We start from the raw sequence: 21,919 nt of genomic DNA on the forward strand, positions 1-21,919 counted from the left end.
TCGCTCGCCAGCGCCCTACATAGCAAGCAGCCCGGCCAATGACCGGGCTGCTTGCTTATTGTGGATGCTCGATCGCACTTTGTGGCATCGGCTCGTTCTGGCGGGATTACAACAGTCCCTGACCAAGACCCCGCAGCCTATCGCTGAGGGTGCCAGCCAGCAGCTGGCGTTGCATCCCCTGCCCGGCCAGCGTCACCAGCAGTGCCCCCAGCGTCGGCAGGCCGAGCCAGATGGCCCAGTGGAACTGCCACTGCCCCTCGAACCACCACCACTGCAAGCCAAAGGAGCAGAGCTCCACCACCATGGCGGCGCACAGTCCCGCCAGCGCGCCACTGGCCACCAGCTCCCAGCGCAGCATCTTTTTCAGCAGGTCGCTGCTGGCACCCAGGGTGCGCATCAGCAGCAACTCGCGCCGACGCTGGGCCATGCTGGCCTGGGTCTGGGTCAGCAGCACCAAGAGCGCCGCCACCGTCACCAGCCCCAGCATCAGGGCCAGCGCCCGGCTCACCTGCTCCGATACCTGAGTGAGCCGCGCAATCAGATCATCCACATCGATAAGGCTCACCGTGGGATGACGGCGAATAAGCTCTACCTCGGCAGTGCGCCCCGCCTCGGGCAGCCGGTAGCTGCCAAGCCAGGTGCTTGAGAAGGGGGCCAGCAGATCCCCGGAGAAGATCATGTAGAAGTTGGGCCGCATATTGTCCCACTTGATGCTGCGCAAACTGGTGACCCTGGCGCTGAAGCTGCGTCCCTCGATGGTAAAGGCGAGCATGTCCCCCAGCTTGATATCGAGCCGCTTGGCCAGCTCGCTATCCACCGACACCTCGCCGGGGCCGGCGAGCCACTTCCCGGCCACCAGCTTGTTGTCGGTTGGCAGGGTAGCCGTGGTGGTGAAGTTGAGCTCCCGATCGACCCCTTCACGGCCACTGCTGGCCCCCTCGCCCACCGCCTCACCGGCGATATGGGTCAGCCTGCCGCGCACCATGGGATAGAAATCGGAGGTCACGGCCCCCGCCGCCGCCAGCTCGCTCAGGATCCCCTCCCGCTCGTTTTCCGCCACGTTGACCAGAAACCGGTTGGGCGCATCGACGGGCAGACGAGCCGAAAACTCATCCAGCAGATCGACTCGAGCCGCCCAGAGCAAACCAAACAACATCAATGCCAGCGCAAAACCGGCCAGCTGGAACAGGCCGCTGCTGCGCTCGCGCGACAGGTGTGCCAGCGCCAGCCGCAAGGCATGAGGCCCGTTCACTTTTGCTCCCAGCCGCAACATCAGCGCCGCCAGCAGGGCCAACAGCCCCATCAGCAAGCCCATGCCACCGACCAGACCCAGTGCCAGCCGCACATCGGCGGTAAAGCCCCAGACCAGCGCAAACAGCCCGAGCAAACCGACCGGTAGCGCCAGCCAGGGGGGAATGCCCGCCTCCAGCTCGCGGCGCAATACTCGCAGCGGCGGCACTTTCAACAGCCGCAAGAAGGGCACAAAAGCGAGCAGCAGGGTGATAAAGAGCGCCACCGCAACACCAAGGGCAAAGGGGCGCCAGGAGGGAGGCGGCAGATCCGGCGGCAGCAGGTCCCCCAGCAGTTGCAAGGTGATCCACTGCATGGCAGTGCCCGCCACCAACCCCAGCAGCGCGCCGATCAGCGTCAACGACAGCAGCAAGGAGCCCATCAGTTGCCAGAGCGAGCGACGGGATGCCCCCAGCGTCTTGAGCAGCGCCACCATATTGGTCTGGCGCTCGGCAAAGTGGCGCACCGCGATGCCCATCGCCAGCGCCCCCAGCAACACCCCGCTTAGCGAGGCGAGCCGGAAGAAACGTTCGGCATTGGCCAGCGAGCGGCCTACCCGGGATTCACTGTCATCCGGTTTGATCCACTTCTGTCCGGCCTGCAACTGCGGTAGCAGCCACTGTTCGTAACGGGCCAGCGACTCTCGCGGCCCCTTGAACAGATAGCGCCACTGCTGACGGCTGCCCGGTAGCAAAGCACCGGTCGCCTCGATATCGGCACTGTGGATCAGCGCCCGCGGCGCCAGCAGGAAGGGGCTGAAGCCCTGATCCGGCTCCTCGCCAAGCAGACCAGCCACCTTGAGCACCGTATTGCCCACCTCCAGCTCATCCCCCGTTTTGGCCTTAAGCAGTTGCATCACCCGGGCAGAGAGCCAGATCTCGCCGGGGGCCGGGGCACGGGCAGGTTCCAGCTCCAGCTTGCCGTAGAAGGGAAAACCGTTGGGCACCGCCCGAATGGAGGCGAGCTGCAACGCATCGCCGTGAAACAGCATGCTGTTGAAGCTGACGGTGGTCTGCACCGCCAAGCCATCCTGTTTCGCACGGGCCAACCAGCCATCCGGCATAGCTGCGGCAGTGCGCAGCACCCGATCCGCCCCGATAAAGTCACGGCCCGATGCCTTGAGTCCGGCATCGAGCCGATCCGCCACCAGCGCCACACTCAAGACGCATGCCACGCTCAGCGCCAGCGCCAGCACAAACCAGCGCAGCTCGCCGCTGAAACCTTCCCGGCGAAGCAGTCGCCATCCCAATCGCCACTGCATCATCCGTTGCATCTCCTGCCTGATCCGCAGCTCACCCTGTTACACCACATCATGGGCCACCTCGCGATCCAGCCGACCTGCCGTCATGACCAGCTGCCGCTGGCAGCGCTCGGCCAGCTGATGATCATGGGTCACTACCACCAGGGTGGTGCCGTGCTTGCGATTGAGTTCAAACAGCAGCTCGATCACCTTCTCGCCGGTCTTGCTGTCGAGGTTGCCGGTCGGCTCGTCCGCCAGCAGCAGGCTGGGACGGGTCATAAAGGCACGGGCAATGGCCACCCGCTGCTGCTCACCGCCAGAGAGCCGTGGCGGCAGATGGTGCAACCGCTCGCCAAGACCGACCGCCGCCAACAGCTCGCGGGCTCTTGGCTCGCAATCGCGCTCACCGCGCAACTCGGCAGGCAGCATCACATTCTCCAGCGCCGTCATGGTCGGGAGCAGCAGGAACGACTGGAAGACAAAGCCGATCTGCTCGGCGCGCAATCGGGCCCGCCCCTCTTCATCCAGCTCACCCAGGGATTTGCCGAGGATCTCGATATCCCCCTGACTCGGCAGGTCGAGTCCGGCCAGCAACCCCAGCAGGGTGGACTTGCCGGAGCCGGAGGCGCCGACCAGTGCCACCGTCTCGCCGCTATTGACTTGCAGATCGATCCCTTCAAGGATGGTGAGGCTTTCCTGGCCGAGGCGAACCGATTTGCCGAGGCCCTTGACGACAATAATGGGGGTTGAACTCATGCTCTGTGTCCTTTGTTCCAATCCCTTGATGGCAATCCATAGCGGGAGTTGAATTGATGGTGCGTATTCTGTTTGCCTTGTTGGTTGGCCTTGGCAGCCTGCTCTCGTCGGTTCAGGCCCAGACTCTGCTGGTGCTGGGTGACAGCCTGAGTGCCGGCTATCAGATGCAGCTTGAGCAGAGCTGGCCCGCCCTGCTCAACCAGAAATGGCAGGAGGAGGGGGGCAAACACACCCTGCTCAATGCCAGCATCAGCGGTGAAACGACGCAAGGGGCGCTGGCCCGTCTGCCCATCCTGCTGAAAGAGCACAATCCCGACTGGCTGCTGATCGAACTTGGGGGCAACGACGGCCTGCGCGGCTTCGCACCGACCATTACTCGCCAGAATCTGGCCAATATGATTGCGCTCGCCAAGGAGCAGCAGACCCGTGTGGTGTTGACCCAGATCCAGCTCCCCCGCAACTACGGAGCCCGCTATCTGCGCCAGTTCGAGCAGATCTTCCCCGAGTTGGCCCAGGCTAACGATCTGCCCCTGCTGCCCTTCTTTATGGATGATATTGCGCTGCGCCCTGAACTTATGATGAACGATGGTATTCATCCCACCCCGGCGGCCCAGCCCCAAATCCGCGATAAAGTCGCCCGCTTTATGGAGCCGCTGCTCAGCCAATAAGCCCGCCGTCTATCGCCAATATCCCATAACCAAACATCCCGCCCAAATCGGATGTTTTGGGCAGTCGACGATCTCTGCGTAGCACCTTGATTCAACCAATCCATCGCCAATACCCAATAACAACACATCCCGCCGAAGCGGGATGTGTTGTTATTGACTTAGCATAACCGGCAGACAGCTTCTCAGCTTTCCAGCACCTGACGCAGCCGCTCCTGCGTGACGCCCACCAGCAGGTCGGGCTGGAACTTGGAGATAAAGCGGTCACACCCCACCTTCTTGACCATGGCTTCGTTGAAGTTGCCGCTCAGGGAGGTGTTGAGGGTGATAAAAAGATCAGACATGCGCGGATCGCTGCGTACCTCGTGGGTCAGGCGGTAGCCGTCCATCTCCGGCATTTCGGCATCGGTGATCATCAGCAGGATCTCGTCGGTCACCTTCTTGCCGGCATCGCACCACCCCTTGAGCAGGGTCAGTGCCTGCAAACCATCCTGACACTCGATCACCTCAAGCCCAAGCTGGCCCAGGGTCTCGCGCACCAGATTGCGGGCGGTGCTGGAGTCATCGACGATCAGCACTTTGCGGCCATGCATCTCGGGCAGGATCTCCCGATCCAGCACCTCTTCGGAGATCCGGATGTCATAGGTGATGATCTCCGCCAGCACCTTCTCCACGTCGATGATCTCGACGATCTGATCGACCCCCTCTTCCGGGATGCGGGTGATGGCGGTGAGGTAGTTGGCGCGCCCGGCCGAGCGCGGCGGCGGCAGGATATCCTTCCAGGTCATGTTGACGATGTTAGCCACCTGCCCCACCAGAAAGCCCTGAATGGTACGGTTGTACTCAGTGATAATGAGGTTGGATTCACTGTCGATGGGCATGGGGCGCATACCGATGGCGCTGCGCAGGTTGATCACCGGGATCGAGGTACCGCGGATATTGGCCACCCCGCTGATATTGTGGTGGGAACCCGGCATCTTGCTGAGGTGGGGCAGCTTGACCACTTCCCGCACTTTGAAGACGTTGATGGCGAACATCTGACGGGTGCCGAGACGAAACATCAACAACTCGAGGCGGTTTTCACCCACCAGCTGAGTTCGTTGATCAACGGAATCCAATATACTCGCCATACGCTGATATCCATCTGATTATTAATCGACTCTATTATAGAGGCTGCCTGTCAGGAAAGGCAGACGCATTTTCAACCAGAGCGACCAACCAGACAAAAAAAGTGAGGCCGAAGCCTCACTTATCTCATTGATTTTAAAATCAATAGCTACATACGGATTTCCAGCTGCCATCGGTTGCCTTGGGCTCGCTGCTGGTCCACCAGTTCGCCTGCCACACCACCTTGTTATGGGTAATGCGATCGCCGCCATTGGCATGATCCCCCTGCGGCCAGCTCGGATAGGCCTTGTAGGCCGCCGGATTGACGTTCTGGCTGCTGCAGCTGGTGCCCGGATTCTCGCCGCCGCCCGAGCCCAGCACGGCCTCCGGCAGGGTCGGGAACTCGGCCTTGAGCCCTATGGTCTGGCTGCCGCTGATGATGCGCATCCCGCTCGGCACACCCGCTGCAGGCAGGTAGTAGGTCATCGCGACTTCAATCTCGGCCCCCGGCGCCAGGGTCTGCCAGCCAGGCAGGTTCATGGCGACCTTGTGGAAGTCCTTCTCGCCCGCAATGCCTTCCGAGTTGTCGTTGCCACCGCTCTCCACCACTTTCAGCCCCATGCCACTCTGATCCGTGATGGTGTCAGAGGTGGAGGTGGGCACCAGAAACTCGATGCGCGCGCCGCCCGGAATGGTCTGGGTCGACTTGTTGACCAGCTTGAGTTTCGGGTTGATCGGGTAGTTGGAGTCCCCTTCCTTGAAGCCGGAGAGGCTGACCTGGATGTCGAGCTGGGCGCTCGGCGCGGCCAGATCATTCTGCTTGGTGTTGTACGGGGTTGCCTTGGCAAACTTGTCGTAGGCAAGAGTAGTCAGAGTGCTGCCCATCCCGTACTCGTTCTTGGCCGGATCGAAGGCGTAGTCGCCCGCCATCTCCCAGAACATCACCCCACCCAGGCCGCGCTTGATGATGTAATCCAGCTTGTGACCCATGGACTCTTCATCTTCGGTAGAGAGGAACACCTTCTTCTCTTCGTTCCACAACCAGGGCGCGTGGGCCTTGTCATCGTAGTAACGGACGTACTTGCCCTGCATCACATGGGCCGGGTTGTTGGGATCCAGACCCCAGGCGGTGCCGTAACTCGGCAGCGTGGTGATGCCGAGGCTGGCCGCATTCTCCAGGTTCTTGGCATGCCACATGGGCACGGCGCCACCGCCGATCTCCTTGCCGTTCTTGTCGAGATCGTGCCAGATGTTGTCGATGCCGACCGCCCCGTTGCCGCACGGAATCGTGCTGCCACCGGTGCCCGACTGACAATCACTCTGACTCGGCAAGGCCGCCTTGCCACCCAACCCGTGACTGCCACCGCTCACCCCCTGCCAACCGCGGGTGTAATAGGGCACACCGACGTTGATCTTGCCGGCCGCCAGCGCACCGCGGAAGTAGTGGGCAGACCAGGCGGCGTTGAGGTAACCGATACCGCCAAACTGGGCCTGGGTATAGACGCCCCAGTGGGAGAGCTCGGGGTCGGCATTGTTGTCAAACAGCGCCGCGTTGTGACCGACAAAGTGGTTCCAGGCACCGTGGAAGTCATAGGTCATCAGGTTGACGTAATCGAGGTACTGGGTGACCTGGAAGTTCTCCATCCCGCGCAGCAGATAGGCCGATGCCGGTGAGGCGATGGTCAGCATGTACTTGCGGCCATCTTCATTACCGGCGTTGTCGAGCCGCGCCCGCAAGGTCTTCATCAGCACCTCGTAGTTGGCAAACAGCTTGGCACGGCACTGGTTGGAGAGCGGGAAGTCGTTGGGGTTGCCCGCATCCTTCATCGAGGTGGGGTATTCGTAGTCGATATCGACCCCGTCAAAGCCGTACTGGCGGATAAAGTTCACCGCCGAGTCAGCCAGGGTGCTGATACCGGCAGTATTGACCGAGCAGTCACCCTTAGTGGTGGCGGTGTAGAAGCCGCGCGTATCGGCCCAGCCCCCGACCGAGATCAGAGTCTTCACATCCGGATACTGCTTCTTGTACTTCGACAGCAGGTTGAAGTGGCCCTTGTAGGCAAATTCAGGATCCATTTCGGCACCCGGCACGCCATCCCAGGTCATCTTGGTGGCAGCGTCGTCCACCTTGACCTGATGGCTCTGCTCATCCACCGCCGCGAAGGCGTAGTTGATGTGGGTGATCTTGTTCCACGGAATATCGCTCACCAGATAGGCGGGTAGGCCATTCTTGCCGGTGCGCCAAGAGGTGAAGTAGCCGATGACCCGGCGGGCGTGATCATCCCCCATGCACTCGTAGCCATCCGGACGGTAGATCTGGCGAATATCGCAGGAGAGGTTACCGCCATCGGGCGGCAGCGCGGCCTCCTCGACAGTGACGGTCACCGCCGCCGACTCGCCGCTCAGATTGGTCTTGTCGGTGGCCACCAGCTTGAGGGCGGCACTTCCTTTGGCATCCGGCGTCCAGTTCACCTGCCAGGGGGCAGTGGTATCTTCGCCCACCTTCTTGCCATCGACATAGAGCTCGACTTTGGCCACATCGTTGTTGGCATCGGTGACATTGCCACTCACCGCCACACTGCGACCCAGCGTTACCTTGGCGCCATTGGCCGGACTGCTGATGCTCGCCTTGGGCGCCTCTGGCGCGGCCACGGCGGCGACGCTGAAGCTGGAATCTGCCTCGCTCAGCAGCTTGCCATCCTTATCCAGCGCGCGCGCCTTGAGGGCATGGGCCCCCACACCAGCGGCACTCCAGCTGGTATTCCAGGGCGAAGCGTTCGCCGTGGCGACCAGCTTGCCATCGACAAGGTATTCAACTTTGACCAGCGCCGTCACAGGGCCGCTCAGGGTCACCGCCAGCGCCACGCTGGCGCCTTCATTGAAACTTGCACCGGTAGCCGGTGAGCTGACGGCCACGCCGAGCGCCGGAGGGGGCACTTCGCCGCCATAGAGCTTCCAGGCATCGGCCCAGACCACGCCGACACCCGGCTCATAGTGATAGGGGGATGCCCCGCACCAGCCTGAATAGGGAAATTCTTTGCACTCGTAGAGGGCGCCGACGTTGCTGACGATATCACCAGCCTTGTAGGCAGTGCCGGATTTGTAGGCGGGATAAGCGGCCTGAGCCCAGGCGGGCGCAGCCGCAAGGGCGACCAGCATGGCAAGCCTGCTGGGTCTGAAGAGCTGTTGCATATTGTTATCTTCCTTGTTTTGTCTTGGCATGGTTCACCAAGGCAAAGAACAATCGCAACCTGCGTGATGGGCGCAGACAACTGGCAATGGACCTGCCACAAAAACCACCCTCACCCAGGGAAACCCCGCTATCTGGAACCATGATCCAGACCGGAGGCATTGCGCCCCGACATCACTGCCGGTTTGCCCTTTACCTGGGTTCCGTGAGGAACGCCCCCAGTATAGGAAGGTGACAAGATCACCTCAATCTTTATTCTCAAAGAGAATTATCCCCTGCCACGAAAGCGTCATGAACACAGGGGTAGAATTGATTGATTTATCAAAAAAAATCATACTGTTACAGGGATCATAAAAAACGCTTTTCCGCACCTTCCCAGATTCGCTTAATGTGCGTTGGCTCACTGGTACGACATGCCAGAAATGTGACAATGCGCGCCCTTGGTCAACGAGCCAAGGCTATGGAATCACTGGCAAAAATAAAAAAGGAACACCTATGAAAGGTACTCGTACCCTGCTGTCGCTGGCCGTGGGGCTGGCACTTGCATCCTCTGGTGCCCATGCGGCATTTGTCTGTCCGTCCGATCCGGCTCAACTCACTCCCATCCCGACTATTCAGGGCACAGGCTCCGCCAGCGCGCTGGCCACCCAGACCGTGACCGACAAAAACGGCAACGTGACCGGCAAGGTCAGCCCGGGCACCTTCAACGTTCGCGGTATCGTGACGGCGCTGGGCCAAAGTCTGACCAAGGGTTTCTATCTGACCGATCCGGTGGGTGATGGCAATCCGGCGACCTCTGACGGCATCTTCGTCTACCTGAGCGACAAGGACTTTGCGACCAAATATGCCGACATCAAGCCGGGGGCTGAACTCTGCCTCGAAGCCAAGGTCGAGGAGTATTACGGCGGCACCCAGCTCAAGCCCACCTTCGAATCCGGCAAAGCCCGTGTGCAAGTCACTACCCAGGGGCTGAATGTGCCGACCAGCGTGCTGCAGGTGAATGAAGGGGAGAGCCTGGCTCAGGCCATGAATCGTTATGAAGGGATGCGGGTACGTCTCGACAGCAGCAGTGACCTGCACCTGACCCGCAACTACGGCTTCGACTACAAGGTCTATCGCAACAACGTAGAGTTGGCCCACAAAACCCCGCTGATCAAACCGACCCAGCTCCATGTCGCCAACAGTGCAGATGCAGTCGCACTGGCCACCAAAAATGGCAGCAACCGTCTGGTGGTGGAGTCCGATAGCAACAAAGTACCGGATGGGGTGATCCCCTGGTTCCCGGAGCTGGATGCCGATCAGGGTTATCTGCGTCTGGGGGATCAGCTGACAGGGCTGGAGGGGGTGATCGTCTATAACAAAGATGCCTTCCGTCTGGTGGTACCGAGCGATGTCACCCTCACTGCCGGAGCCCTGCTGCGCAGCCCTGAAGAGGATCGTCAAAACGCACCGGCACGCCTCTCTGGCAGCGATCTGCGGATCGGCAGCTTCAACGTGCTCAACTACTTCACCAGTCACTCCAGCATCGGTGGCGCACTCAATGTCCTGTGCAAGGATCAGGCGGATGCCGACAGCGCCAAAGGGTGCAACCGGGGAGCCAAGAGCCAGCAAGAGTTCGAGAAGCAGCGCACCAAGATCGTCAATGCCATCACCGCAATGGATGCCGATCTGCTCGGTCTGATGGAAATGGAGAACAATGGCTTCGAGGATAACTCGGCCCTCCACAATCTGGTGACCCGCCTCAACGAACAGCAGAAGGATGCGAGCAAACACTACGCCTATGTGCGTCTGCCGGTCAGCACCCTCAGCGATGGCAAGTTCTTCGGCGGCGATGCCATCATGGTGGCGATGATCTACCGCCCCGCCCTGCTCACCCCCAGCGGGGATGCCAGCGTCATCAAGCTGCCGGAGCAGCGCTACATCACAGGCGGTGTGGCCAAGACAGCCGGTCAGCGCGACTCGCTGGTTCAGACCTTCACCATCGCCAAGAGCAAGGAGCCGCTGACGCTGGTGGTCAACCACCTCAAATCCAAGGGATCAGGCTGCTACGAAAATGGCGATGGCAAGACTGAGCCGGCCGACCTGCAGGGCAAGTGCACCGAATTCCGGGTCTCCGCCGCCAAGGTGCTGGGTGAGACTGTCAGCAAACTGCCGGGCCAAGTGCTGCTGGTGGGTGACTTCAACTCCTACGCCAAGGAAGATCCGATCCGAGTGCTGACCGACTACAACCCGGCCACCAGCGAACGCAAGATCGTATCGGCCTCCCACACCTTTATCGGTGACCAGTCCTATGAACAGCTTGGTCGCGAGGTGACTCGCAGCTACGGCCTGATCGACCTCAACGTCAAATTCAACAAGGAGAAGGCCATCTCCTACAGCTACGAAGGGGAGCTGGGCACCCTGGACTACGCCCTCGCCAACCCGGCGCTGGCCAGCAAGGTGGCTGGTGTCGCCGACTGGCACATCAACTCCTTCGAAAGCTCCCTGTTCGAGTACGGCAGCCAATACACCGGCACACTGCTCAAGTCTGACAACCCCTTCAGCGCCTCCGACCATGATCCCATCATCGTCGACCTGCGACTGGAGAGCGATGCCACCAAACCGGACACCTCATCCGGTGGCGGTGCGCTGGGACTCGGCCTGCTGGCCCTGCTGCCGCTGGCATGGCGCCGTCGCCGTTAACCACAGGCGCATTTGAATAGTGCAACCAAAGCCCGCGAGACCCGCGGGCTTTTTCGTTGGAGCAATGGATTTACACATGAAAAGCACAGGAATATGGGGAAAGGAATGCGGGAGAAAACAAAAAGGCCACCGCGATGCGGTGGCCTTTTTGCTTCTTGTAACAAGAATTTGGTGGAGCTACGCGGGATCGAACCGCGGACCTCTTGCATGCCATGCAAGCGCTCTCCCAGCTGAGCTATAACCCCGATTTGTGTGAATGACTTACGTCACTCTGAATTTGGTGGAGCTACGCGGGATCGAACCGCGGACCTCTTGCATGCCATGCAAGCGCTCTCCCAGCTGAGCTATAACCCCGATTTGTGTGAATGACTTACGTCACTCTGAATTTGGTGGAGCTACGCGGGATCGAACCGCGGACCTCTTGCATGCCATGCAAGCGCTCTCCCAGCTGAGCTATAACCCCGATTTGTGTGAATGACTTACGTCACTCTGAATTTGGTGGAGCTACGCGGGATCGAACCGCGGACCTCTTGCATGCCATGCAAGCGCTCTCCCAGCTGAGCTATAACCCCGATTTGTGTGAATGACTTACGTCACTCTGAATTTGGTGGAGCTACGCGGGATCGAACCGCGGACCTCTTGCATGCCATGCAAGCGCTCTCCCAGCTGAGCTATAACCCCAAATTCGGTACTGAATGAATGGTTCTGGCGGCCATTCATCCTAAATAGTGGTGGAGCTACGCGGGATCGAACCGCGGACCTCTTGCATGCCATGCAAGCGCTCTCCCAGCTGAGCTATAACCCCACAAAGGTCGGCCTGGGTGATACACACCGCACTGCCCTGGGTATTCAATCACAATCAAGAATCTGGTGGAGCTACGCGGGATCGAACCGCGGACCTCTTGCATGCCATGCAAGCGCTCTCCCAGCTGAGCTATAACCCCTTTGATTCCAGATTGTTCGAGGAGAATTTGGTGGAGCTACGCGGGATCGAACCGCGGACCTCTTGCATGCCATGCAAGCGCTCTCCCAGCTGAGCTATAACCCCGATTTGTGTGAATGACTTACGTCACTCTGAATTTGGTGGAGCTACGCGGGATCGAACCGCGGACCTCTTGCATGCCATGCAAGCGCTCTCCCAGCTGAGCTATAACCCCAACTCACCTCGGCGCTGACGAAGTTATCTCCGGCAACGGAGGCGCATGATAGGCATCACCCGCTTTGCTGTCAACCCTAAAATAACTGCGATTGATTCGTTTAGTCAAAATTGCAGCAGTTCGCTGTTTTTACCAGCAAGGAGCACGCTATCTCTCTGTTTTATGTCATAAATCGGCTCAAACCCCGATAACGCGCAAGTCATCAGGCATGCTCCCTTATCTATATAAGACTCTCGCTCGCGGGCCTCTTTTACTGGCTGGTATCCAGCTTCTCCACCGTCACCCCGGGAAAGCCTTTCCATAAAGAGCTTTGCATTTGAAAACCCTTTCCATGATTTTGGTAAATTTACAACACAAAAAGTTGATCCAGCTCACAAATGGCCATAGGATCAAACCGTGACCCAGGTCACACACCATAACCATAAATGACAGAGCGATGAGGTAAACCATGTTTGAGAATCTGGCAGTCCTGTTCCGCCTCAAGGGCGCAACCACCAAGAGCGGCATTGTAGAGAAAGATGCCTATGCACCGTCCACCCGTGAATACTACTTCCGCTACGGCAAGTGAGCCGTGAAAGTATTTCACCAATAACAGTAATAAAACTACATCACACACATCCTGTCGCAGCGCCATCAGGTGCTGTCCTGTCCCGGCCAGAGCAATACCTCGGCCACACCTGAACTCCACCAAACAACAATGGGGCCCGCAGGCCCCATCTTTTATTGCATCGGCTTATTGCCGGATCACAGCTTGATCCAGGCATCGCTCCATGCGGTTCCCTTGCCGGGCTCATAGGCCCAGGCTGCACCGGAACACCAGCCGGTGTAGGGGTGCGGTTTGCACTCGTAGCTGGCGTCACCATTGCTGACGCGCTCGCCCGCTTTATAGGGTGTGCCTGCCTTGTAGGCCGGGTAGTCACCATCCGGCGGCGTCACGTCCCCCTCTTCCCCTTTGACCAGCAGGGCATGGCTGGCGCTACGGCTCAGGCTCCCTTCGTCGGTCACCGTCAGTTTGATATCCAGTTTGGTATCGCTGGCCGGCTTGGGCAGAGTCAGCTCCAGGGTCACCTGATCCAGCGCCGGGGCAGCGGCGCCGGCCGGAATGGTCCAGGCATAGCTCAGCGGCTTGCCTTCCGGATCGCTGGAGTGCTGGGCGGAGAGGATCACCTTGCTGCCACCTTCGGCCTGCGCCGGGCCGGTGATAGTGGCCACCGGTGGCAGGTTGGTGCCGCCACCATTGTCTTCAATCACCAGCTCGGGATAGAAGTGCTGGACGCAGCGGCTGTAGTCACCCTCCTTGAAGGCGCTGAAGCGGGTCTGGTAGCCCACCAGCTTGCACGCATAGCTCTTGCCGCCGTTGGGGTTCTCGGCCACATAGCTCCAGTCCTGCTCCCAGTAGATGGGCAGGGCACCGGAGCCCTGATTGTCAAAGTACTTCATGTTCTTGCAACCGAGCACTTCGTCAGCGGGAACCGCCACGGCCAGATAGTTGGCAAATTCGCGATAGTAGTTGATGCGGTTCTGGGACTGCGCGTGTTCGGCACTGCCACCACACTCCACTCCGCCGTTGATGATCTGGGTGGTCACCCCGAAACCAGGGACCAGACCATTCTGCTTGTCGTGCTCGTTCGGCTGCCAGGTGCCGTCGATGACATGGAGCATGGAGGGCTTGGGCGGCTGCGGATAGGTATAGAAGAACACCGCGCTGGCGAGGTTCAACCAGCTGTCGGCCACCAGCTCAGGCTGGTCGAGCAGGGTGCGCACCGTGCCGAACATCGCCTCGGAGAAGGGGCCATAGTTGTAGTTGTAAGAGAGCTGCTTGGCACCGCGACCGAAATAGCTCTTGAACTCGCCATTGTCGAAGGTGCCGCATGGCCACTGCTGACCCTGCCATACACTGGGACTGCACTCGGCGTTGTAACCACCGCGCATCGCTTCGGTCCACCCCATTTCACGGACATAGACCAGCGCCTGACGCCACTCGGCCTCCGGACGCCAGCTCTCGTGGCCGCCGGTCTCCTGCGCGAAGTGGGCGAACATGGTCGCCAGAGTCTTGCGACAGATGGCCTCGGCATCGCGACCATCGCTGTAGTTGCTGCACAGGGCCGGGAACTTGGCGGCCGCCTGCAACAGGCCGCGATAGGTATACTCCGGAGCACGCAGCGGGAACAGGTAGTTGAACTGACTTTCGCTGAGCAGGCTCTCTACCAGCTTGACGTTGTCCGGGTTGTCGGCACGACCCGGTTGCACCGCTTCCACCACCAGATTGTCACGGGTAGCAATGGAGGCCTTGACCGCTTCCATCGCCGGGAAGTCGGTCAGCGCCTGCTCTTTGGCATCCAGCTCGGCCTGGCTCATGTAGACAGGGGTGGTGCTGCCATCCGGCGGGGTGGGTGTCGGCGGCGTGGGCTTGTCATCGCCATCGCCATTATCCGGTGGAGTCACTTCCCCTTCGCCGATCAGTTTCCACGGGGTATCCCACTCGTTGGCCACCGCCATGCCGGGAGTCTGACCCGGATTGACCCACCACTTGGCCTCGAACACCTGGCCGTTGTAGTTGACCTGGCTGCCGCCCGGATAGGATTTGTTGATGTCATATGCCTCGGCCGCCCACAGGTGGCCGCTCAGCATCAAGCTGGCAAGCAGAAGGGTGATGCGATTTTTTTTCATTATTGTTGCTCTCTGGCTAAATTTTTCAGCAGGAAAAGACGGGGTCTGAACAGACCCCGTTACCATCATAACGATCTCGACTTAACGGCAGCTTGCCGCCCCGACATCCAGCCAGACATCGTGCTTGCCCGGCTCATTACCTTGAGTCCACCATTTGGCCTTCCACTGACGACCGTTGTGGTTGGTCAGGTCACCGCCGTTGTAGGCAACGGCCGCGTTCCAGCCCAGATCAACCTGACTCAGCAGCGCCCACTGATCGGCGGAACGGCTCGGCTCATTGCCCTGAGTCCAGTACTTGGCACGCCATACCAGCTGGTTGTGGCTCACCTTGTCACCGCCGTTATAGACCTTGCTGGCCTGCCATGCGGGGACGTTGGCTGCTTCCGGGTCGGTGGTGTTGCAGGAGCCACCCTCACCGCCTTCGTTGATCGGGGTGACAGTGAGGCGGGTTGCCGCGTTGGCATCGAGCGCGCCGTCAGAGACGGTCACGGAAAGGTCATAACCGGTTTCGACATCGACCGCCGGGCCGGTGACCACCAGGGTGGCGCTGCTCTGGCCGGTCGCCGTGATACCGGCAGGCACTTGCCATTGATAGATCAGCTCGTCGCCATTGGGGTCGGATGCCTTGGCAGTGATACTCACCTGTTTGCCCGCTTCCACCTTGACGCTGGCGGGCAGGGTGACCACAGGAGGCAAGTTGGGTTGCGGCGCCTTGTTGGTCACCACCACCTGATCCTTGGCGGTCAGTTGATGGTCATCGGTCACGGTCAGCTCGAACACCAGCGCGGTATCGGCGCTCACGGCATTCACATCGACCCGCACCTTGGCCTGAGTGGCATCACTCAGCACGGCTTGTGGGCCGGAGAGCTGCTTCCAGCTGTAGGTCAGGGTGCCTTTTTCCGGATCGTGAGAAGCGGAGCCATCCAGCGTCAGGGAGGCCGGACCGGTCACGGTCACATCGCTACCCGCGTTGGCAACCGGCGGCTTGTTGACTGGCGGGGTGATCCCCTCGCCATGGCCGAGCCCTTCGTGCATGGCGTTGAGGATGTCGCCGTTGTCGGCATCGATCTCCCAGGAGAAGAGACCACCCAGCTTGTGAGTCAGCACATACTGGCCTTTCGCCTTGACCGAGCGTTCATCGTCATAGGTGATCAGCTCACCGGTGGAGGGCTTGAACAGGGTGGCCGCTTCGGCGGTCTCGTCGTAGTTGTACTCCCAACCCGCGCCCATGTGGCCGTTGACGATGTGGCGATAGTCCAGCACACCATCTTCCCAGGTACCCTTGATCTTGCCGGTGGCGGTGCCGGTGAAGGGATCGTTGCCCTGATAGCCGCTCACCCCTTTCCAGCCACGGCCATACATGGCGGCACCAATAACCAGCTTCTCGGAATCAACACCTTGAGCCAGCAGCAGATTAACCGCTTCATTGGTGTTGTAGCGCTTGTTGGCCGAGCCGTTGGTGGCCTGATAGAGGTTGGCCTGATGGCCCAGAGAGGTGTTGCTCCAGCCACCGTTGTAGTCGTAACTCATCACGAAGAGATGATCCATGTACTGCTGGGCAGCCTTGTAGTCCACATCCTCAATCTTGTCGTAACCGGCACCGATGGCAGAGGTGAGCTGATAGGTGCGACCGGTCTCTGCTTCCAGCTCGTCGAGCATGGCGCGCAGATCCTTCATGATCAGCACATAGGTTTCACCATCCTTGCTCTTGTCACCCAGGTTGGGGTTGGCACCGTCGCCACCCGGATACTCGAAATCGATGTCTACACCGTCGAAGAACTTCCAGGTCTGCAGGAACTCTTTGACCGAGGCGACGAACACGTCGCGCTTGGCCTTGTCATGCATAAAGAAGAAGGGATCGGAGAGGGTCCAGCCACCGACGGAGGGGAGGATCTTCAGGTCAGGATAGGCCTGTTTGAGGGCCATCAGGTTGCCGAAGTTGCCCTTGTAAGGCTCATCCCAGGCGACCAGTGAACCCTGCCCTTTTTGCAATGCTGCCCAGGGGTCGTGAATGGCGACCTGGAAATCCTTGCGACCGGCACAGGAGCGCTGCAGCGCCTGGAAGCTGCCGGAGATCTCCTTGAGGCTGTCGTTGAGGCCATCACCACCACAGATCGGAGTGAAGCCATAGAGGATATGGGTCAGGTTCTGGGCGGGCAGCTTGTCCACGCTGAAGTTGCGATCGTAGACGCCCCACTCCACATAGTAGGTACCGACCACCTTGCCGGACTTGTTGACATAGGGTTTGTTATTCTCCTGCAGGGCAGGCTTGAGCGGTGCGAGGTGGCTGCCATCGGTATCGGCGACCACGATCTCCTTGGCATCGGAGAGGGTGCAGCCATCGCCGTTGCACAGCGCGACCTGCATCTGATAGCGGCCCCCCTTGTGCACCTTGAAGGTGGCGGTGCCCGCCGCCGACGAGGGACCGGACCAGACTTCCTTGCCATCCAGCAGCACCTTGGCACTCTGACCGATATCGCCGCTCCAGATGTTCCAGGTGACGGTCACATCGGCGCCATCCTTGACCTTGACCAGCTCGTTATAAGCTGTCGCAGACTGATTGACTTCGACGATGGCAAACTTGGTGGGGCCCCAACCGATGGCGGGTTTGCCCGGTGCGGCAGCATGAGCGGCAGATGAAGCGAGCAGAGTACCGACCATCATGGCCAGCAATGCGGGTTTTGGACTTAGCATATTGCTTTCCTTTACGTTATGGAAAAACGAAAGGGCAACGCAACACGACAGGTAACACAAAAATGGCCACCCCTTGGCAAAGGCAGCCTGCATAACTCTGTGGTGGCCCCGCTATCCTAGGTCGATAAGTCCCTTAGACCGGAAGCTTTGCGTCCCGACTTTTCAATCGGTTTGCCCTTGTCACAACTTTATTCTTGGCGATAAATAATCGCGGATTAACTTTAGGGTAATTCGGATAGCTAAGCAAATCCGACCATTGCCAACCAAGCTGTTGCCAAGCCCACATTTCACCCACTTTTTTAGAATTAACGCTTAATAAACAGACTCATGCATGAATGGAATGTCATCATCCCCAACCGAAGGCTGCGCGCCATTTATTGATCCAAATCACATCAATGCGATAAAAATCAATCAGTAAGCGTATTTCACATCAAAAGACCCATCTGCATCGCAATGTATGAATATATAATCGCCGTTTTGCATGACCATCAGGTGCCTTCATGCCCAGCGATCTCCCCTCACGCACCCGGCTATCCAGATACGACAAATTTGTTCGCCTGACGGTCTACACACTGCCACTGGCGGGGATAATCCTGCTGCTCAACAGCCTCAACGGCTGGCAGAAGGCACCGCTTGCCTGCACCTTACTGGTCCAGAGCTACCTTATCTGCACCTTCTGGCTCTATCGCCACTACCGCTACCATCTGCAGCGCCAGTGGCAACATCTCAGTGAGGCGCTCCGGATCAACGAAATCACCGCCGAGCTGGCCCGCAACTCGGCGCACTACCAGACCGAAGAGGCCTTTCTGGAGGATCTGCTCAGACGGGCCGTGATGTTGATCCCGGGGGCCGAGATGGGCTGCCTGATCAAGCTGCTGCCGGGTACAGGTATGTTGAGATATGAAGCGGCCATCGGCATGGATCTGGTGAAGCTGCGGCGGATCAATCTGCCGCTGGAGCACACCTTTCAGTACAAGCTGACTCAGGGGCGCTGCAACAAAACGCTGCTGATCAATGACCTGTCGAAGATCAATGCCACCATGCCCCTGTCCGAACAGGACAAGGAGCTGCTGGTCAACTGTAGCGACCTGCCCATCCGGGCCACCCTGGCGACCCCGATCCATATCGATGGTCAGCTCTACGGCATGATCAATATGGACAGCAGTAAACGCCATGCCTTTACCCGCTACGACAGCCACCTGATGGCAATCCTGGCGCGGGATATTCGCCACGCCATCACCATCTATCAGCAGTCCCGCCGCATCTATCAGCTGGCCAATACCGACCAGCTGACCGGCCTCGCCAATCGCCAGCAATTCGAACTCGCTCTGCAGGCACAGCCGGAAGGCACCCTGCTGTTGATCGACATGGACAACCTCAAGCAGCTCAATGACAGCTGCGGCCATCTGGCGGGTGATCAGGCCCTGCGACTGATTGCGGATGGAATACGCCAGCACTTCGGTCAGGGAGTGATTGCCGCCCGTTTTGGCGGAGACGAGTTTGTGCTACTCACCACTCTGGCACCAACCGCGCTGCAACAGACAATGACTATGCTGGCGACCATGCTGGCCAGCGCCTCCCCCACTATCTCGTGCAGCATGGGGATGGCCCCCTATCGCGGCGACTTTGCAGCCGCATTTGCCAAGGCCGATGCAGCCATGTATCAACACAAGCGGCGCCGCAAGGAGCAGCGGGCGGCACAGATGCCAGCTATCGGGGAGAACATCAATCACTAGCCCGCAAGGGCCGCAGTCGTCGAGCAAGAGACAAGAAGGGAAGCGAAACAGGTTGGCAGGCCTGCCAACATTTAGCTGTGCGGGGAGAAACACGGGGCATGACTGGCATGCCCCGCCACCATTCAACGCTTATTTACAGCTGGCGGCCCCCACATCCTGCCAGACGTCGTGTTTGCCGGGCTCATTGCCCTTGGTCCAGTACTGCGCCTTCCACTGACGACCGTTATGGGTGGTGATCTCGCCACCGTTGTAGGCCACATTGGCATCCCAACCCAGTTGCACCTTGCTCACCAGCAGCCACTGATCCGCGGTGCGGCTCGGCTCGTTGCCCTGAGTCCAGTACTTGGCCTGCCACACCAGCTGGTTATGGCTCACCTTGTCGCCGCTGTTATAGGTGCTTGCCGCTTTCCAGACTGGCCAATTGACCGCATCCGGATCAGTCGCCGTGCAACCACCGCCGCTGCTGGCCGGTTTGACCGTCAGACGGGTTGTCGCGCTGGCATCCAGCCCGCCGTCGGAGACGGTGACACTCAGGTCATAGCCGGTGTCGCTGGTCACGCTCGGGCCGGTGACCACCAGAGTGGCGCTGTTCTGACCTGTCGCGGTGATGCCTGCCGGCACGCTCCACTGATAGGTCAGGGGATCGCCATTGGGATCGGAGGCGGTCGCCTTGATGGTCACCTGCTTGCCCGCCTCCACAGAGGCCGTGGCAGGTACACTCACCACCGGCGCCAGATTGGCCTGCGGCGCCTTGTTGGTCACCACCACCTGATCCTTGGCACTCAACTGCTGGTCATCGGTCACTGTCAACTCGAACACCAGATTGATGTCGGCAGCCACGGCATCCAGCACCACCCGCGCCTTGGCCTGAGTGGCATCGAGCAAACCAGCCTGCGGCCCGGAGATCTGCTTCCAGCTGTAGCTGAGTGCGCTGTTCTCCGGATCGTGGGAGGCCGAACCATCCAGTGTCACCTCGCTCGGGCCGGTCACCTTGAGGTCACTGCCCGCGTTGGCCAGTGGCGGCTTGTTGGCCGGTGGCGTGACGCCACTGCCGTGACCCAGCCCCTCGTGCATGGCGTTGAGGATGTCGCCGTTGTCGGCATCGATCTCCCAGGAGAAGAGCCCACCGAGCTGATTGGAGAGCACATACTGTCCCTTGGCCTTGACCGAACGCTCGTTGTCATAGGTGATGAGATCGCCGGTCGCCGCCTTGAACAGATAGGGCCCCTCGGCCACCTCGTCATAGCCCTGCTCCCAGCCTGCGCCCATCCGGTTGTTGACGATGTCGCGGTAATCCACCACCCCGTCCTCCCAGGTTCCCTTCACCTTGTCAGTGGCCGTGCCGGTGAAGGGATTGTTGCCCTGATAACCGCTCACCCCGGTCCAGCCACGACCATACATGGCGGCCCCGACCACCAGCTTGCCGGGCTCAACACCCTGCGCCAGCAACTGCCTGACCGCCTTGTCGGTGGTGTACTTGGTATCGGGATCCCAGCTCGCCGCATAGAGGTTGGTCTGGTGACCCAGTTCGGTCTTGCTCCAGCCACCGTTGTAGTCGTAGGTCATCATGAAGATGTGATCCATGTAGGGCTGGGCCGCCTTGTAGTCCACATCCTGGATCTTGTCGCCCCCCGCCCCGATGGCCGAGGTGAGCTCATACTGGCGCCCGGTCTCGACCTCCAGCTCGTCGAGCATGGCGCGCAGCTCCTTCATCAGTACCACGTAGGTGGCACCATCGCTCGGGCTGCCCAATTTCGGGTTGGCGCCCTGTCCACCCGGATACTCCCAGTCGATATCCACGCCATCGAAGAACTTCCAGGTCTGCAGGAACTCTTTCACCGAGCCGACGAACACATCGCGCTTGGTTTTGTCACCGAGGAAGTAGAAGGGGTCGGAGAGGGTCCAGCCGCCGACCGAGGGGAGGATCTTGAGGTTCGGATAGGCCTGCTTGAGCGCCATCAAGGCGCCAAAGTTGCCCTTGTAGGGCTCATCATGGGCGGTGAGGCTGCCTTGCGGCATCTGGATGGCGGCCCAGGGATCGTGCATCGCCACCTTGAAGTCGGCGCGACCGGCACACGCCCGCTGCAGCGCCTGGAAGCTCCCTTCGATCTCCTTGAGGCTGTCGTTGAGGCCATCACCGCCGCAGATGGGGGTGAAACCATAGAGGATATGGGTCAGGTTCTGGGCCGGAATCTTGTCCACCGTAAACTTGCGGCCATAGACGCCCCACTCCACATAGTAAGTCCCCACCACCTTGCCGGACTTGTTGGCGTAGGGCTTGTTGTTCTCCTGCAACGGCGCCTTGAGTGGCGCCAGATGGCTGCCGTCGGTATCGGCGACCACGATCTCCTTGGCATCAGACAGAGTGCAGCCCTCGGCGTTGCACAGCGCCACCTGCATCTGGTAGCGCCCCCCTTTCTTCACCTTGAATTTGGCGCTGCCCGCCGCGGCCGAGGGGCCGGACCACACCTCATTGCCATTGAGCAGCACCTTGGCACTCTGGCCCAGATCGCCGCTCCAGAGGTTCCAGTTCACCTCCACATCGGCGCCATCCTTTACCTTGACCAGATTGTTGTAGGCAGTGGCCGCCTGATCGACTTCGACGATGGAAAACTTGGTGGGGCCCCATCCGATGGTCGGCTTGCCGGGCGCCGCAGCATAAGCAGACGAGGCACAGCAGAGACCGACCGCGAGGGCCAGCATGGTAGGCTTTGGACTTAGCATTTTTTATA

The 21,919-nt window shown here is 59.9% G+C and carries 10 protein-coding genes, 9 tRNA genes and 2 riboswitches; of the genes, 3 read left to right on the forward strand and 16 right to left on the reverse strand.

Annotated elements, in window-relative coordinates:
* Nucleotides 1–106: 106 nt before the first annotated feature.
* Both BSP75_RS13315 and BSP75_RS13320 read right to left on the reverse strand, forming a co-directional pair.
* Entirely contained in the window at nt 107–2,554 is a 2,448-nt protein-coding gene (locus BSP75_RS13315) for an FtsX-like permease family protein (RefSeq protein WP_075113510.1), read from the reverse strand.
* Between the two features lie 36 nt (nt 2,555–2,590).
* The gene (locus BSP75_RS13320; RefSeq protein WP_019446439.1) at nt 2,591–3,286 is read right to left on the reverse strand and encodes an ABC transporter ATP-binding protein; all 696 of its coding nucleotides are present in this window, start codon (nt 3,284–3,286) and stop codon (nt 2,591–2,593) included.
* 56 nt (nt 3,287–3,342) lie between these two features.
* Between BSP75_RS13320 and BSP75_RS13325 the strand changes: the two genes are divergently transcribed.
* Complete coding sequence (locus tag BSP75_RS13325; RefSeq protein ID WP_075113511.1) at nt 3,343–3,954, forward strand: arylesterase; 612 nt, start codon at nt 3,343–3,345, stop codon at nt 3,952–3,954.
* A 182-nt stretch (nt 3,955–4,136) separates the two neighbouring features.
* Here BSP75_RS13325 and BSP75_RS13330 read toward each other — a convergent pair whose 3' ends face one another.
* Together BSP75_RS13330 and BSP75_RS13335 are read right to left on the reverse strand one after the other, a co-directional pair.
* Nucleotides 4,137–5,081 (reverse strand): chemotaxis protein CheV, encoded by a 945-nt coding sequence (locus BSP75_RS13330; RefSeq protein ID WP_075113512.1) that lies wholly within the window; start codon nt 5,079–5,081, stop codon nt 4,137–4,139.
* Between the two features lie 139 nt (nt 5,082–5,220).
* The gene (locus tag BSP75_RS13335; RefSeq protein ID WP_148140715.1) at nt 5,221–8,217 is read right to left on the reverse strand and encodes a glycosyl hydrolase family 18 protein; all 2,997 of its coding nucleotides are present in this window, start codon (nt 8,215–8,217) and stop codon (nt 5,221–5,223) included.
* 148 nt (nt 8,218–8,365) lie between these two features.
* A riboswitch (cyclic di-GMP riboswitch) is annotated at nt 8,366–8,448 on the reverse strand.
* Nucleotides 8,449–8,743: 295 nt separating this feature from the next.
* Here BSP75_RS13335 and BSP75_RS13340 point away from each other — a divergent pair.
* Entirely contained in the window at nt 8,744–10,930 is a 2,187-nt protein-coding gene (locus tag BSP75_RS13340) for an ExeM/NucH family extracellular endonuclease (protein ID WP_075113514.1), read from the forward strand.
* A gap of 169 nt (nt 10,931–11,099) precedes the next feature.
* Here BSP75_RS13340 and BSP75_RS13345 read toward each other — a convergent pair.
* The 11 genes from BSP75_RS13345 to BSP75_RS13395 form a co-directional block, all read right to left on the reverse strand.
* Nucleotides 11,100–11,175: transfer RNA gene (locus tag BSP75_RS13345), tRNA-Ala, on the reverse strand.
* A 33-nt stretch (nt 11,176–11,208) separates the two neighbouring features.
* Nucleotides 11,209–11,284 (reverse strand) — tRNA-Ala (locus tag BSP75_RS13350).
* Nucleotides 11,285–11,317: 33 nt separating this feature from the next.
* Nucleotides 11,318–11,393, reverse strand: a tRNA-Ala gene (locus BSP75_RS13355).
* A 33-nt stretch (nt 11,394–11,426) separates the two neighbouring features.
* Nucleotides 11,427–11,502, reverse strand: a tRNA-Ala gene (locus BSP75_RS13360).
* Nucleotides 11,503–11,535: 33 nt separating this feature from the next.
* Nucleotides 11,536–11,611 (reverse strand) — tRNA-Ala (locus tag BSP75_RS13365).
* A gap of 48 nt (nt 11,612–11,659) precedes the next feature.
* A tRNA-Ala gene (locus tag BSP75_RS13370) sits at nt 11,660–11,735 on the reverse strand.
* A 63-nt stretch (nt 11,736–11,798) separates the two neighbouring features.
* Nucleotides 11,799–11,874, reverse strand: a tRNA-Ala gene (locus BSP75_RS13375).
* Nucleotides 11,875–11,902: 28 nt separating this feature from the next.
* Nucleotides 11,903–11,978: transfer RNA gene (locus BSP75_RS13380), tRNA-Ala, on the reverse strand.
* 33 nt (nt 11,979–12,011) lie between these two features.
* Nucleotides 12,012–12,087 (reverse strand) — tRNA-Ala (locus tag BSP75_RS13385).
* A 744-nt stretch (nt 12,088–12,831) separates the two neighbouring features.
* Nucleotides 12,832–14,757: a glycoside hydrolase family 19 protein gene (locus BSP75_RS13390; protein WP_075113515.1), complete on the reverse strand. Its 1,926-nt coding sequence runs from the start codon at nt 14,755–14,757 to the stop codon at nt 12,832–12,834.
* An 81-nt stretch (nt 14,758–14,838) separates the two neighbouring features.
* Nucleotides 14,839–17,451, reverse strand: coding sequence for a glycosyl hydrolase family 18 protein (locus tag BSP75_RS13395; protein ID WP_075113516.1), 2,613 nt, complete (start codon nt 17,449–17,451; stop codon nt 14,839–14,841).
* 98 nt (nt 17,452–17,549) lie between these two features.
* Nucleotides 17,550–17,637, reverse strand: a riboswitch (cyclic di-GMP riboswitch).
* A gap of 314 nt (nt 17,638–17,951) precedes the next feature.
* Between BSP75_RS13395 and BSP75_RS13400 the strand changes: the two genes are divergently transcribed.
* Nucleotides 17,952–19,187, forward strand: coding sequence for a sensor domain-containing diguanylate cyclase (locus BSP75_RS13400; protein WP_075113517.1), 1,236 nt, complete (start codon nt 17,952–17,954; stop codon nt 19,185–19,187).
* Between the two features lie 129 nt (nt 19,188–19,316).
* Here the strand turns inward: BSP75_RS13400 and BSP75_RS13405 are convergent, their stop codons facing one another.
* Nucleotides 19,317–21,911 (reverse strand): glycosyl hydrolase family 18 protein, encoded by a 2,595-nt coding sequence (locus BSP75_RS13405; protein WP_075113518.1) that lies wholly within the window; start codon nt 21,909–21,911, stop codon nt 19,317–19,319.
* Nucleotides 21,912–21,919 lie beyond the last annotated feature (8 nt).

The sequence above is a fragment of the Aeromonas sp. YN13HZO-058 genome, from assembly GCF_001921245.1.
Lineage (GTDB): Bacteria > Pseudomonadota > Gammaproteobacteria > Enterobacterales > Aeromonadaceae > Aeromonas > Aeromonas allosaccharophila.